At 67.4% G+C, this 15,550-nt stretch carries 10 protein-coding genes; all 10 read left to right on the top strand.

What is annotated here, in order from left to right:
• Positions 1-2: 2 nt before the first annotated feature.
• Positions 3-905, top strand: coding sequence for a GTPase Era (era, locus tag KF857_12315; protein ID MBX3112777.1), 903 nt, complete (start codon positions 3-5; stop codon positions 903-905).
• Positions 906-953: 48 nt separating this feature from the next.
• Entirely contained in the window at positions 954-2,027 is a 1,074-nt protein-coding gene (gene leuB / locus KF857_12310) for a 3-isopropylmalate dehydrogenase (protein MBX3112776.1), read from the top strand.
• Positions 2,024-3,352, top strand: coding sequence for a methylenetetrahydrofolate--tRNA-(uracil(54)-C(5))-methyltransferase (FADH(2)-oxidizing) TrmFO (trmFO, locus tag KF857_12305; protein ID MBX3112775.1), 1,329 nt, complete (start codon positions 2,024-2,026; stop codon positions 3,350-3,352). Before leuB ends, trmFO begins: the two co-directional genes overlap by 4 nt.
• A 62-nt stretch (positions 3,353-3,414) precedes the next feature.
• On the top strand, positions 3,415-4,155 hold the full coding sequence (locus KF857_12300; protein ID MBX3112774.1) for an electron transfer flavoprotein subunit beta/FixA family protein: 741 nt from the start codon (positions 3,415-3,417) through the stop codon (positions 4,153-4,155).
• A complete protein-coding gene (locus KF857_12295) occupies positions 4,152-5,033 on the top strand; it encodes an FAD-binding protein (protein ID MBX3112773.1) in 882 nt (293 codons plus the stop codon). The genes KF857_12300 and KF857_12295 overlap by 4 nt, the downstream gene beginning before the upstream one ends.
• 100 nt (positions 5,034-5,133) lie before the next feature.
• Positions 5,134-6,510 (top strand): hypothetical protein, encoded by a 1,377-nt coding sequence (locus tag KF857_12290; protein ID MBX3112772.1) that lies wholly within the window; start codon positions 5,134-5,136, stop codon positions 6,508-6,510.
• Entirely contained in the window at positions 6,497-11,221 is a 4,725-nt protein-coding gene (locus tag KF857_12285; protein ID MBX3112771.1) for a carboxypeptidase regulatory-like domain-containing protein, read from the top strand. The genes KF857_12290 and KF857_12285 overlap by 14 nt, the downstream gene beginning before the upstream one ends.
• Complete coding sequence (locus KF857_12280; GenBank protein ID MBX3112770.1) at positions 11,218-11,970, top strand: VanW family protein; 753 nt, start codon at positions 11,218-11,220, stop codon at positions 11,968-11,970. The genes KF857_12285 and KF857_12280 overlap by 4 nt, the downstream gene beginning before the upstream one ends.
• Positions 11,971-11,974: 4 nt before the next feature.
• Positions 11,975-14,518 carry a hypothetical protein gene (locus tag KF857_12275; protein MBX3112769.1) on the top strand — a complete coding sequence of 848 codons (2,544 nt, stop codon included), beginning with the start codon at positions 11,975-11,977 and terminating at the stop codon, positions 14,516-14,518.
• Positions 14,515-15,504 carry a beta-lactamase family protein gene (locus KF857_12270; protein ID MBX3112768.1) on the top strand — a complete coding sequence of 330 codons (990 nt, stop codon included), beginning with the start codon at positions 14,515-14,517 and terminating at the stop codon, positions 15,502-15,504. Before KF857_12275 ends, KF857_12270 begins: the two co-directional genes overlap by 4 nt.
• Positions 15,505-15,550: the final 46 nt, after the last annotated feature.

The raw sequence follows: 15,550 nt of genomic DNA, 5'->3' as shown, positions 1-15,550 counted from the left end.
CCATGGCCCACCGCTCAGGCATCGTGGCCGTCGTGGGTCGGCCCAACGTCGGCAAGAGCACCCTGACCAACCAACTGGTCGGCCACAAGGTGTCCATCGTCAGCGACAAGCCCCAGACGACCCGCAAGCGGGTCTTGGGGATCGTCAGCACCGACGACTACCAGATGGTCCTCGTCGACACCCCCGGCCTCCACAAGGCGCATGACAAGCTCGGCCACGCGCTGAACGAGTCGGCCCGCCAATCAGTCAGCGAACCGGACGCCGTGCTCGTCATGGTGGATGTCTCGCGGATGCCGGGCAAGGACGACCAAGACGTCTTCCGTATGCTCCGCCAAGAGGGCTGGCTGGGCGAAAAGCGCGGGCGCGTCGTCGTCGCCCTGAACAAAATGGACCGCATGACGCCCGACCGAGTCGAGACGAACTACCGGGCCTACACCAGGGAACTCGGCGAAGAGTCGGTGGTGATGACCTCGCTCACGAAGCGGCAGAACATCGACCTTCTCCTCGGCCTGCTCCTCGATCGCTTGCCCGAGGGCCCCCCGCTGTACCCTGAGGACGAGTACACCGACCAGCCGCTCCGCGACCTCGTCGGAGAACTCGTCCGTGAGAAGGTCTTGCTGAAGACGCGCGAAGAGGTCCCCCATGCCGTGGCGGTCACGGTCGACCTTTGGGAGGACGACGGCACCCGCGTCGAGATCATGGTCAGCATCATCGTCGAACGCGAAGGGCAAAAAGCCATCATCATCGGCAAGGGCGGCCAGATGCTCAAAGAGATCGGGAGCGAGGCCCGCAAAGAGATCGAGGAGCTCCTTGGCCAAAAGGTCTACCTGGAGACCCACGTCAAGGTCCGTCCCGATTGGCGGACGAGCCCCCGACTGCTCCAAGAATTGGGTCTCCTCTCGTAGACCGGTACGCCCTGGTCCGTGGCCTGGTCGCGGTGGCATAATCCCGGCATGTCCCTGAATGTCGCCGTCCTTCCTGGTGACGGCATTGGCCCCGAGGTCATCGACGAGGCCATCAAGGTCCTTGAGGCGACGGGTCGCCAGTTCAACTTTGAGTACGCCCTGCTGGGCGGCGCCGCCTACGACGCCACCGGCCGCCCCTTGCCAGCCGAGACCTTGGACCTGTGCCGGAAGTCCGACGCTGTGCTCATGGGTGCGGTCGGCGGCCCGAAGTGGGACAAGCTTGAGCCCATCGAACTCCGGCCCGAAGTCGGCGCCCTGCTTCCCCTTCGGAGTGAGCTTAACTTGTTCGCCAACCTGCGCCCGGCCAAGACCATGCGGGCCCTCATGCACGCCAGCCCGCTCAAAGAGGGCCGCAACCTTGTCGACCTGATGGTGGTCCGCGAGTTGACCGGCGGCATCTATTTCGGCAAGCCGCGCGAACGAAGGGACGGCGGAGAAACCGCCGTCGACACCTGCACCTACTCGAAAGCGGAAGTCCGACGGATCACCCGGCGCGCCTTCGAAGTCGCCCGTCAGCGGCAGAGCCTGCTCGTCAGCGTCGACAAGGCCAACGTGCTGGAAACGAGCCGCCTCTGGCGGGAAGTCGTCGACGAGGTGGCGGCCGGTTATCCCGACGTCAGCCACAGCCATATGCTCGTCGACAACTGCGCCATGCAGTTGGTCCGCGACCCCGGCCAATTCGACGTGATCCTCACTGAGAATATGTTCGGTGACATCCTGAGCGACGAGGCCTCCATGATCACCGGGTCCCTGGGTCTGCTCCCCAGCGCCTCGCTGAGCGAGCCAAAGGGGTCAGACGCCGTCTTCGGCCTCTACGAGCCCGTCCATGGTTCGGCGCCCGACATCGCCGGACAGGGCCGGGCCAATCCCATCGCAGCGGTCCTCAGTGCGGCGATGATGCTGCGCTACTCGTTCAACGACGGTGAAGCCGCCGACCGGATCGAAGCCGCCGTCGAGGACACTCTCAGTGCCGGCCTCCGCACCGCTGACATCTTCGAGTCGGGGACAAGGCTGGTCAGCACCAAGGAACTGGGCGACGCCGTCGCCTCACGGGTCGAATGACCCCGCGGGTCACCGTGGTCGGCGGGGGGTTCGCCGGGGTGGAGTGCGCCTGGGCCCTGGCCCGCCGTGGCTTCCCCTGCCGCTTGGTCGAGATGCGCCCGGTGAGGATGACCGAGGCGCACCAGACCGACCTCCTGTCCGAACTTGTCTGTTCCAACAGCTTCAAATCTCAGGACCCCGACACACCGGCCGGACAACTCAAGGCCGAGATGAAGGCCCTCGGCTCGTTGGTCATTCCAAGTGGCGAGTCCCACAGCGTCCCCGGTGGCTCGGCCTTGGCCGTCGACCGCAACCTCTATGCCCAGGCAGTGACCGCGGCGGTCGACGCCGAGCCCCTCATCGACGTCGTCCGGCGTGAGTTCACCCCCAGCGACGCCGAAGACGCCCTGGGGCGGGGCGAAAAGATCGTCCTCGCGACCGGCCCACTGACCACAGGGGAACTCGGAGGATGGCTGGCCGCCCAGACGGGCCAAGAGCACCTCTACTTCTACGACGCCGTCGCCCCGACCGTCGACGCCTCGACCCTCGACCGAGACGTCGTCTTCGCCCAAAGCCGCTACGACAAAGGCGAAGGGGACGATTACCTCAACTGCCCGTTTGACAAGGAGCAGTACGAAGCCTTTGTCGACGCCTTGCTCGCCGCCGAACAGGTTCCCCTCAAGGACTTTGAGAAGCCCGTGTTCTTTGAGGGATGCAAGCCGATCGAAGAGATCGCCCGCAAGGGCAAGGACTCGCTCCGTTTCGGCAACTTCAAGCCGGTTGGCTTACGTGACCCAAGGACGGGCCGCCGTCCGTGGGCCGTCCTCCAACTCCGGCCCGAGAACCGCGAGAAGACCCTCTACTCTATGGTCGCATGCCAGACGCGGCTCAAGTGGGGGCCCCAGCAGCAGGTCCTCCGGATGGTGCCCGGCCTCGAACAGGCCGAGTTCGTCCGACTCGGTGTCGTCCACCGGAACACCTACGTGAACGCACCCGCCGCGCTCACCTCAACCCTCGAACTCGTCGCCCGGCCCGGCGTCTTCCTCGCTGGGCAAATCACCGGCGTCGAGGGGTATGTCGAGAGCGCCGCCACCGGCATCTATGTCGGCCTGGCACTAGCCAAGGTCTTGTCCGGTGAGAGGCCCGTCCAGCCTCCCCGGCACTGCGCCTATGGATCGCTGGTCAGCCATCTGCAGGACACCACCGAACGGGATTTTGCCCCGATGAACATCAACTGGGGACTCTTCCCCGACCCTCCGGAAGACCCCCGGCACAAGAGCGACCGACGGCGGTTGAAGCTCGAGGCGGCCCGCGCCGCCTTCGCGTCGTGGGTCGGGCATGCTTGACGGGCGGCCCATGACTGAGCATGCCCACGACCAGAGTCGGGGTGGCTCGGTAACCTGGGCCCATGAAAATCCTCGTCCCGGTCAAGCGGGTCGTCGACCCCTTCGCCAAGGTCAAGGCCCTGGCCGACGGTTGCGGCCTCGACACCGCCTCGGCCAAGTTCGATGTCAACCCGTTCGACGAGATCGCCGTCGAAGAGGCGGTGCGCAAGAAGGAAGCCGACCCGACCGTCCAGGTCACCGTCGCGAGCATCGGCCCTGCCGCTTGCGAAGACCAACTGCGCAAGGCCCTCGCCATCGGCGCCGACGACGCCGTCCTCGTCGAGACTGATGACCAACTCGACCCGAGCGTCGTGGCCGCCGAACTCGCCGCCCTCGTCCACGAGTTGAAGCCCGACCTTGTCCTGATGGGCAAACAGGCCACCGACGACGACGGCAACCAGGTCGGGCAAATGCTGGCCGCTAAGCTCGGTTGGCCTCAGGCGACCTTCGCGAGCAAGTTGTCCCTCGACGGCGGCAAAGTCACCGTCACCCGCGAGACCGACACCGGTGAAGAGACGCTGGAACTCCCCTTCCCCGCCGTGGTCACCGCAGACCTCCGCCTGAACGAGCCCCGTTACATCGCCTTGCCCGGCATCATCAAGGCCCGGTCCAAGCCTTTGGCAAAGCGGGCCCGGCTCACCCACGCCCACCCTAAACTGAAGGTCGTCGGCTACTCCGCTCCGCCGACTCGTCCGGCCGGCCGAAAGGTCGGATCGGTGGACGAGCTCGTCGCCGCGCTCCGCGAGCGGGGGGTGCTGGCGTGAGCCGCACTTTGGTCGTCGCCTTCGGGCCCGCCGACGTCGCCCCGGCGACCGGCGTCGCCGCGTCCCTGGGCCACCCCTATGACGTCCTCCTCCTGACGGGCGACGCACCCGCACCCGGGGCCGGGCGTCTCATCACGACGAACTTGGCCGAGGTCCCGCCCTCCGACGCGGCGGCCACCGGGATCCACAGCCTGGCCGACTCCTACACCTCCTTCGTCTCCGCGTCTTCGATGGCGAGCAAAGACGTCATGGCCCGGCTCGCCGGGCTCCTCGACGCGGCCATGGTCACCGACATCGTCGCCATCGAGGGCCCGGGCCGCTTTGTGCGCCCCGTCGTCGCCGGCGCGGCCCTGGCCACCGTCGAGACCTTGGGCCACCCGGTCGTCCTCACCTTCCGGCCCGCCTCATTTGGCCCCGCCGACGGCCCGTCGCCCGCGGCCGAACCCATGTCCTTGCCTTTCGAAGGGACCACCACCCGCGTCGGTCGGTCTGGCGGGACGGGTGGACGCCCCGACTTGACCCAGGCCAAAGTGGTCGTCAGCGGGGGACGCCCACTCGGCGACGCCGCGACCTTTGAGAAGCTGATCGGCGGCTTGGCCGACAAACTCGGTGGCGCGGTCGGTGCGACCCGCGCGGCGGTGGACAACGGGATCGCCCCGAACGAACTCCAAGTCGGCCAGACCGGAAAGGTCGTCGCCCCCGACCTCTACATCGCCGCAGGCATCAGCGGCAGCACCCAGCACATGGCGGGGATCAAGGACAGCAAGGTCATCGTGGCGATCAACAAGGATCCCGAGGCACCGATCTTCGAGGCGGCTGACTTGGGGCTAGTGGCCGACCTCTTTGACGCAGTGCCCGAGTTGACCGACAAGGTCTGACGAGGGCGGGTGGTCCGGTCCGTGTGGAAAACCTACCGGACCACCGAAATCCCTTCGTGCGCCAAGCCGTCCAGGTTCGTCCGAACCTAGTAGGGGTCTCATGTCCACACCTGTCCTTGTCTTGCTTGCCGCCGCCGCCCTGGCCGCTTGGGCGTGGGAGTATGCCCGCACACCAAAACCGGCCCGTCCGGACGTCACCGCCTCCCTGCTGGTCGGGCTGGCGGGCCTGGCGTCGGCGCTCGGCCTCTTCAAGCTGACCGGATCGGTCCCCGTCGCCCTCACGCCGGTAGTGGCGGCCGCCGCGTCAGTCCTCTCGGCGACGACCACTGGTTGCCCGGCCAAGACAAGACCCTCACTCGTGGCGTTGGGTGCGTTCCCTGCCGTCCTCGCGATGGCCGCCGACATCCCGACCGCCGACTGGCTTTGGATCGGGGCCGCATTGGCTGGGGTCACCGCCTTTGGTTTCTGGGCCAACTGGACAAAGTCCCATCGGCCTGACTCGGCTTTGCTCCCCCTCGCCACGGTGGCCTCCGCCCTGCTGCTTCTGTTCCTCAAGATCCAGGCGGCCGACTTTGGACTCCAGGTCACCGGCGCCCTCGCCCTCGTCGCGACCGTCGGTCTGGCCTTGGCCGACCAACTGGGCGACCGCTCACCCTGGGCGGGCCCGGCCCTCGGTGCCGTGGTGACTGGCGCGTGTGTGGCGGTGTTCCAATTCGGGTTCCATAAGCCCGAGCTCGCCCTCGTCGTCGGGACGGCAGGGGCTACCGCCCTCGTGATCGGATGGCTGTGGGGCGACGGTGCGCCGACACCGACCGCCGGGGCACTCGGGGCACTCGCCTGGACTGGCGTGGCGACGGTCGGCTTCAGCCAAGCCCAGACCCCGGGCATCGCGGCCGCCGCCCTCGTCGGCCTAGCGGTCACCGGCGTGGTGGGGCGGCCTTCCGCCGCCGCGGCCCTCAGCCCGATCTTGGCCCTCGCCGCTTACCGACTCCTCCGAAACCTCGCCCCCGACACCCTCGACTCCTTCGACATCGGCCAGCATTACGTCACCGTCGGCCTTCTGGTCGGTGCGGCGACGGTCGTCGCCTTGAACGAGTTTGTCGGTGCCGTCCGAGAACAGGCCGGCACCAAGGGGACAGCCGCCCTTGTCGCCGCCTGGGTCGCGGCCGGTGGGCTGGCCGCCTTCGCCGCCGTCTTCCTGGGTGACCGAGGCACCGTCGGTGTCGTCCTGGGCCTCGCGTTAGGGGGTGCGCTCTCGTGCCTGTCGGGTCGCGACGCGCTGCCAGGTGCGGTCTTCGGGGGCGGCCTCGCCTGGCTGGTCGCCGCTGTCGCGCCCGTGCTCACCGAAGCCGTCGACATCAAGAAGGACAACAAGATGGCCGTGTTCGCCGTGGCCGTGCTCGTCGTGGCCGCATTGGCCGCAACGGCCGGCCTCCTGACCCGTCCCAATAGCGAGGAATCCAGTGCCGAAGCCTGACCGCCGTGCCGCGACGTTCGCCCTGGTCCTGGCGGTGGCTCTGGTCTCCGCCCTGACCGCATTTGGCGTCAACAAAGAGATCCCCGTGACACCGGTTTCGGGCACGGTGACGATGTTCGAGAACAAGAAGCCGTTGCCGAAGGCCTTTGTCACCTTCTCGCCCGAATGGCAAGACGGCGACGAAGCCCGTCACCGCGACTACACCGTCCGGACCGACGAGAACGGTAAGTTCAAGTTTCGACGCCTGCCCACCGGCAACTACAACGTCTGGGTGAGGGGCACGGCCCATGACGTCCAGCAGCGGATGGTCGCCGTCGTCGAGGGTAAAGCCAACCGCCTGGACTTCGAGGCGGTTCCTCGCGACCCGCAGATCCAGATCGCCCTCTCCACCCCGGTCTTCCTGCCCGACGAACCGATCAAGATCAAATCCAGCGGCTACCTCACCGAGAGGTCGATCAAGCTGACCGTCTGGCGGATCGAACCCGAGCGTATCCGCGACTCGCGCAACTTGACCGCGGTGCTGACTGGCGTCACCCGGAACCGTAACCCGAAGGACCCCGCGACGGTGGCCGACGGACCAGTGGTGCACCAGAGCGAAGGTCAACCGCAAATGATCGACCTGGAGGGTGCGTTCACCACCGACCTCACCGTCCCCAAACTGCCCCGCGGCGTGTACCGTGCCCTCGCCTCTTCCAAAGGGGCAAACCGCTACTTCTGGTTCACCGTGACCGACCTGGGCCTGGTCACCAAGACCGGCGACAAGAAGGCGACCACCTGGGCCGTCGGCCTCCGCGACGGGAAACCTCGACCCAACGTCAAGATCGACCTGGTCACCGCCGGCGGTGTCCGACCTGCCGGCACCACCGACGCAAACGGCCTCGTCACCGTCGACGTCCCTGTCGGCCACGACGACAACACGCGCCAAGCGATGCTCATGGCCAGCGACGGTGAGAACCGGGCCTACACCTGGTGGAACCGCTACAACGAGCACGACAGCGACGTCGCTTGGACCGTCACGGACCGACCCGTCTACCGGGCTGGCGACACGGTCTTCTTCAAGACGTTTATCCGCCACCCGGTTGGGGCACAGTTTGGTCCGGCAAGCCTCAAGAGTGTCAATGTCGAGCTACGCGGCCCGGACGGTGACACCGTCGCGACCATGAACCGCCAAGTGGCGGCCGACGGGCGGATCGACGGCTCCTTCAAGATCGAGGCGGAGTCACCCACCGGCTCCTACGAGATCTCCTTGACGAGCGGCGACTGGTCGGACAGCCACTTCTTCCCGGTCGCCCAGTACCGCAAGCCTGAGTACGACATCAAGGTCAGCCCGGCCGTCAAAGCCGCCTACCGCGGCGACACCGTGCCGGTGACGGTCCAGGTCAACACCTACACGGGTGAGCCGGCCGTGTCGGCCAAGGTCCAGGTGCAGGTCTACCGCAAGGAGGTCTATTGGGAGGGTGACGAAGGCGGCTTTGGCGACACCGACTACGCCGAGTTCGTCAAGACCGAAGACCTGACTACCGACGCCCAAGGCCGGGCGACGGTCAACGTCTCCACATCTCGGCCGGTCGCCCAGAAAACGACGGGGTGGTCCCCTCCCGACGCCGGCACCGAGCGGTACGAGGTCAAAGTCGATGTCACCGGTACGGGCGACCGCTACTACTCGGGAAGCGGCAGCTTTAACGTCTACCAAGGTGACCTCGACCTTCAGGCCGAGGCTGACAACTACGCCGCCAACTCGGGCCAGCCATTCCGCATCCGCGTCACCGCCACGGGGCGTAAGTCCGGGTCCCCCGCCACGGGCACCGTCGCGGTCGCCTTGACCCGCCTGAACTACGAACGTACCGACCAGGAGGCCGAGGAAGGGGAACCTGCCCGCGAGGTGAGGACCAACTACGCCGTGGTGACCGGACAGTTGGACGCAAGGGGACAGGGCGTCCTTGACGTCGTCCCCGACAAGCCAGGTGACTACGAGGCGGTGGTCTCGATCAAAGACAGCCATGGCCGCACCGTCGAGTCCGTCGTCTCGTTCTGGGTGCCTGGCGACCATTCCGCCGCCAACGTCGATTACCTCAACGTCACCCTCGACAAGCACGTCTACCACGTCACCGACCGACCGACCGCGGTCGTCCGCTCTGACGCTCCCGGCGTTCCCGTGCTCGTCACCGTTGAAACGGACGAGGTGACCTGGACGAAGGTCGTGCCCATGCCATCGGACAGCGCGGAAGTGAAGTTGCCTGGGCTGGCCGCGACCCCTTCCGGCGCGAGTGTCTCGGTCTGCCGGGTCTCGAACAAGGACATGCAAAGCGTGGAGGCCCAGATCCGGATCGGAGCCCGTGGCAAACGGCTCAAAGTCCAGGTCGCGGCGGACAAGGCCAAAGCCAAGCCAGGCGACGACGTCGGCTACACGATCTCCACCACCGACGAGTCGGGCAGGCCCGTCTCAGCCGACCTGGCCTTCTCCGTCGTCGACGAGGCGGTGTACGCGATCCGTGAGGACGCCAACGACCCGCTCCAAACCTTCTACCCCGAGCGGTACTCGTCGGTCCAGACGACATGGTCGTTCCCCTCGATCTACTTCGACGGGGGCGACAAGAGCCCGGCCGACGTGAAGGTCAGGCGGGACTTCAAGGACACCGCCTTCTGGTCGGCGGACCTGCGTACCGGGCCCGACGGGACGGCAAGGGTCCACGTCCGCCTGCCCGACAACCTCACCGAGTGGAGGGCCACGGTCTGTGCCGTCACCGCCGACGCCGCCGTCGGCAAGGGCAAGTCGGCAGTCGTCGCGACCCAAGACCTCATGGCCAGGCTAAGCCTGCCGCCGTTCATGGTCCAATCCGACGTCCAGCAAGTCTCGGCGACCCTGACCAACACCACCGAAAAGCCTCTCCAGGTGCAAGTGGACCTGGAACTTCAGGGGGCCAAGTCGGACGGCGCCCTCCGTCAAGTCAAACAGGTCGGGGCCGACAGCACCGAGGTGCTGACATGGAACCTGGAAGCAGGAAACCCCGGCGACGCTGTCGTCAAGCTGACCGCCACGACCGCGTCGGGACCTGCCGACGCGGTGGAGATGAAGGTGCCGGTGCACACCAACGGACGACCTTCTTACTGGCATGCCGGCGGCATCGTCGGCGGCCCGGGCAGACCGGCCGAGGCAGGGTATGTCCTTGAGGTGCCCGCCAACGCCACGACGGGGGCCCTGGACGTCCGGGTCGCCCCGGGACTGGCCGGGACGCTCCTATCCCACGTTGACGAACTGGTCGCTTATCCGTACGGCTGCGTCGAGCAGACGCTGAGCCGGATGGTGCCCGCCGTCCTGACCCAACGCACCCTGGCACGGGCCGGGTATGTCGACGCCGACCTCGACACCAAGGTCGACGAGGTGCTGCGCCGTGGCTTCGCCCGGTTGCGCGACATGAGGCAGTACGGCGGTGGCTGGGGCTGGTTCCGCAACGACCAGCCTGACCCGTGGGTGACGGCGGTGGCCCTCGAGAGCTTCCGCGTCCTCAAGCAGGAAGGGGTCGCCGTCAAGGAAGACTGGGTGAACGCCGACATCGAGTGGGCGGTGAAGTACCTGGCCACCCCACCGCGCGACACCTACGAGGCACGCCGCCGGTTGCAATTGGCCGCCGCCTTGGCAGGCCATACCCAACGGGCCGGACTGCTCAAAGCGATCGACGACGTCTTCAAGACCGGCATCGACCGCGACAAGAAGCTGGGCGCGGAGTCGCTGGCTTGGACGGCCCTGGCCTATAGCCGTCTCAGTCGGTCGGAGGACGCCAACGTCGCATCGGCGGCGAAGGCACAGCTTCCTCCGTTCCTTCAGCGGCTCGAAGCGGCTGCACCCCACTCGGTGGCGGAGGGGGCCGACTACGGCACGGAAGAGACCGTCGCCTACGCTCTGGTCGCGATCGAGCCCGACTCCGCCCTGACGTCCGACGTCGTGTACCGGCTCGCCACGCCGCCCGTCCGGTCAAGCATGACCGACACCTGGCTGCTCCACCGGTCGGTGGGCACGATCGCGGCCTACCTGGCCCGCCACCCCGAACAGCTAGGTTCCGGGGAGGCCGAGGTCATCGTGAACGGAAATGCCTTTGCGCGGTTGGCTCTGGGCCGACCGTCGGCGGTGCGGGTTCCCCTCAGCGGCCTGGCCAAAGGTAAGAACAGCGTCCAAGTGAAGGTGTCCGGTGGTGCCACGGCGTCATACGCCCTTGACTACAAGGGCATGGTGTTCGAGCCGGACGCCAAACCCCTGGCCCTGTCGAGCGGGTTCTCGATCACGCGCACGTATCACAAGATGGAACTAGGCACGAGCGACGGCGTGCGAAGGCTCGTCCCCGCGTCACAGCCTTCGACGACATTCCAGTCTGGCGAGGTCTACCGGGTGCGGCTGACCGTCCGGAACTCCCGGACGCTCAGGTATGTGGCCATCGAGGACTACGTGCCCAGCAACGCCCGCACCGTCGAACTCGACCGGACTCTGGACGGCAACAACGACTGGGGTTACTGGTGGTGCGGGGCGGACTTCCGCGACGACCGGACCGTCTATTTCTCGCGAGAACTCGCCCCAGGCGAGCACGTCCTGGAGTACGCCGTGCGGGCGGAGTCGCCGGGAACTTGCTACGCTCCACCAGCGACGGCCTATCCCATGTATGACCCCGGCATGGTCGTGCGGACGGGCACGGGGATTCTCAAGGTGACCCCGAAATGAAGGGCGCGGTCATCCTTGTCGCGGGGCTCGCGGGCGTCGGGGCGCTCGGCCTCAGTGCGGGCCACCGCGCCGACGGCAAGGTCGGCGAATACGCCACGCCTATCGAGCTGAGGAACAGTGCCCAACGGCACAACGCGACCCTGGCCCTCGCCCGCCTGGACGGTGCCGTCGTGCCACCTGGCGCGGTGTTCTCGTTCAACGAAACGATCGGGCCATGGACGCAAGACCGGGGTTACCGCAAAGCCCCGGTCAGCTTCGGCGGGATGCTCGTGGACGCGTTTGGCGGTGGGGTCTGCCAGACGAGCACGACTCTTTTCAACGCCGCTCTCCTCGCGGGCATGGTCATCGTGGAACGGCACAGCCACTACCACGCCCCCGACTATGTGCCCGCGGGAAGGGACGCCGCCGTCGCCCACCCCAACATCGACCTCAAGTTCCGCAATCCCTACAAAAGGGCGGTGACCATCCGGGGCACCGCCCAAGGCAGTGTGCTCCGCGTTTGGATCGAGGGGCCGGTCGCCCCGCCGCGGGCCAGCGTCTGGACGCAGGTCCGACGCGCCGTCCAACCGTCCGAGTTCACGTTCGGGGAGGGTCGTCGGGCTCGGGTCAGGAACCCAGGCAAGCCCGGCTACGACGTCGTCTCCTACCGGACTCTCAATGGCAAGACCGAGCGCCTCGCCCACGACAACTACCCGGTGATGGAGAGGGTCTTGGAGCGTCGCGAGCCCAGTTCGGACAGACTAGACTAGAGGCATGGTCTGGCTCGCCCTTGCAGCCGCCCTGGCGCCCGCGGACTTCGACGTCGCCTTCAGGTCCGGCTCGGGAACGACCCTGACGGTGGGAGGACTCCCCCTGGTCCAGTCGTCAGGGTTCCAATACTACGCGCCCGGATGGTCGAAAGGCTACTTCAGTTCCACCTGGCGTGACGCCAAGGTCTCCCGTGGACCGGACGGTACCGTCACCCTCACCTGGGACAGCCCCCGGGACAATGTCAGCGCCCGGGGCGTGATGACCCCCACCGCGGACGGCTGCACGGTGGCCTACACGTTCGAATGGTCGGGAGACGACCCCGCCCTGGTCGAAGTCCAGGCGGGCCGTCTCTGGTCCCGAGTCTTTGCGTCGGGCCAAGTGGCCGAGGGCGACATGACCGTCACCCGGTTCCCCCTCCCGTCGGGTGAACCGCTCCCCATTGGCGGCTCCGCGAAAACGTGGCGGTTCACCGCCGCTCCCGCCGACCTCACCGTGGCCTCAAGCGCAGACATGGTCTTGCTCGACGGGCGAGGAACCTCCCGCGCATGGGCGGACGGCGGAGACGCTTGGTGGCTCGGCTCCACCGCCGTCCCCGTCGCCAAGGGCAAACCAGCGCATGTCCGGATCACCTACGCGGTCGCCCGTCACCCCGCCGCGTTCCAGCCTGCCGAGGCCAAAACGCTGGCGACCAAGACGGGCGAGAACCTCGTTGAACTGGACCCGTCCGCCGAACCGCTCCCGCTGGTCCCCCGCCCGCAGTCCATTGACCCCGGCGTCGGGTTCGTCGATTGCTCGGCCGACTGGCGGGTCGAAGGCAGCAACATCGCCAAGGTCAGTTTCGAAGACGCGGTCGGGGCGTGGGCCCGCCTGTGGGACTGGCAACGCCAGGGTTCGGGGCCTGTCCGCCGCGTCGCGGCAAGCGCGGTCGAGCTAGGTCTGCCGCCCGAAGGCTACATTATCGACATTCTTGACGCCGACCCGGCGGTCAGGGTCCGGGCCCGCGACGAACTGGGGCTACGCCATGCGTTCCAAACCCTGGGGATGCTCGCCCGGCCGGTCAATGGACGCCTCAGACTCCCTGTCTGCACCATCAAAGACTGGCCCGCCCTTCCCTGGCGCGGTGTCCACATGTTCGTCGGCCCGCTGGCCCTGCCGTACCAAAGCACCCTCGTCCGGGACGTCCTCGGCCCGCTCAAGTTCAACCACGTCGTCCTTCAGTGCGAACGGACGGACTGGAAGGCCACGCCAGGCGTCGCGACGGACGAGACGATGAAGAAGGCCGACTTGGTCGCCCTCTTCGACCGATACCGGCGGGCGGGGATCGAACCCGTGCCCCTCATCCAAAGCCTGGGTCACTGCGAATGGCTCTTCGCCAACGGCCAAAACCTCGACATCGCCCAAGACCGCGACCACCCCTACGCGGTCGACCCTTTCACCCCGAGGACCCGCCGCCTGTTCACCGACCTGTGGACCGAGGTCGTCCAGGCCCTCCGTCCCCGGGTCGTCCACTTTGGCCTTGACGAAACCGACATGGAAGGCGTCTCGGCCACGCCGGCGGAGGTCACCCGGCAGTGGAAGGAACAGGTGCCCTTCCTCATGGGCTTGGCCAGGCAATTGGGGGTCACCCCGATGCTGTGGGGCGACATGGCCCTGGCCCAAGGCGAGGCGCCTGACGCGACGAACGCGCCTGACCCAGCTTCTGCCGCTGTCCGCCGGTCGGTGGTCTCGCCGGGCACCCTGGTCGCCGACTGGCACTACGTGAACAACCCCGACCCAAAGGCATACACGTCTTTGGCCCTTTGGAAGCAATGCGGGGCGCGTCCCATCGCCTCGTCCTGGTTCGAGCCCGGCAACATCCGTGGCCAGGCGCTCGCGGCGAAGGCTCTGGGGGGGAGCGGGCTGCTCCAAACCACCTGGGCCGGCTACACGTCTTCCCCTGAATCCACTGTCCGCGAATTCAGGCAGTTCTCGGCATACGTCCTCGCCGCAGACTACGCGTGGTCTGGACGCGAGGAACTGCCTGACAAGCTGGCGTACGACCCGGCAGCGGTCTTGCGCCGCCTTGCCTACGAGGCCCCACGCCCCCTCCGGGCCATGAGTGCGCGGGCGCTGACGCCGGAAGGCGTGACGACAACGTCACCCCTGGCCGTCGGCCCCTATCACTTGGCGGTCTTCTCCGGCCAAGGAGTCCATTCACCGGTGGACTTCATAACATCGAAGGAACCCGGCTCACGCACGTGGGTCGTCGGCAAGCCCGCCCGGGCCGTCCTGGTCGGCATCGACTGCACGGCCCGGGTGAAGCCCGGCACGGTCGCCGGCCGACTGGAGGTCCACACGCGGTCGGGCAAGACGGTCGTCCGCGACCTCGTTTACGGCCAAGACGTCCGGGCCGTGGGTGACGGTGACCCCACGTTCTTGCCGTCCACCGGAGGCGTCTCGGCAGCGTGGATCGACCTTGGCCCCGACGCCTGGGTCAGCGACATTGCCTTGTCGGCCAAAGACCCGGTGGCCGGGCTGCGACTCCGGGCCTTGGCGGTGGTGCCATGAGCCTTGTCACCGAGATCCTGGAACGTGGTGTCCGGGAGCGGGGGTTTCCCGGGGCGACGTACGCCTACGGCCGGGGAGCCCAGGTGACCTACGGTGCGGTCGGCCGGGAGACGTTTGACGAGGACAGCCCACTGGTGACCCTGGACACGGTGTACGACTTGGCCAGCCTGACCAAGGTCTTGGCGACGACGCCCCTCGCCCTCTTCGCCGTGCGGAGCGGTGCCCTGGCCCTGGACACAAAGATCGGCGACATCCTTCCCGAGGCCGGTGTCGGTGACGCCACCGTGTGGCACCTCCTGACCCACTCGTCCGGCCTCCCTCCCTACGACCACCCCCTGGCCCAGTCAGGGCTCGGCACGGCCGAGACGCGCCGCCGGGTCGTCGCCACCAAGCCAGAGTCCGACTTAGGCGCCACGACGGCCTACAGTTGCCTCGGGTTCATCATCTTGGGGGCGGTCTTGGAGCATGTGTTGGACGACCGGCTCGACGTCCTCTTCAAACGCCACGTCGCCGGGCCCACGGGGCACCGGACTCTCACCTACCTCCCTGCCGTCCGGACAGCCCCGACCGACCCGGGCCTCGTGCCGGGAGTCGTCCACGACCCGCTCGCCCGGGCCTTGGGCGGAGTGAGCGGCAACGCGGGGCTCTTCGGCACCGTCGCCGACGTCGTCCGGTCCGCGCAGGCATGGCTGGACATGGACGCCGAGGGCCGGGCCTGGACGGTGCGCCAGTCCGACCGCTCAACCCGGGCCCTCGGCTGGGACACCAAGTCGGAAGAAGGTTCTTCGGCGGGGACGTTGTTCGGCCCGCAGAGCTTCGGCCACACCGGGTACACCGGCACGTCGGTCTGGATCGACCCCGCGGACGGCACCTTCGTCGTGCTCCTCACGAACCGGGTCTATCCCGACGACACGTCGACCGCCATGCAGACCGTCAGGCCCCATGTGGCCGACGCCGCCAAACTCGCCTTGCGCCGAGACTCATGATGAGAGTTGCAAAAACTTGATACAGTTTCGTCGCAAATTGCCATAA

The organism is Fimbriimonadaceae bacterium (assembly GCA_019638795.1).
GTDB lineage: Bacteria > Armatimonadota > Fimbriimonadia > Fimbriimonadales > Fimbriimonadaceae > JAHBTB01.
This window is presented reverse-complemented; position numbering and strand designations above follow the sequence as displayed.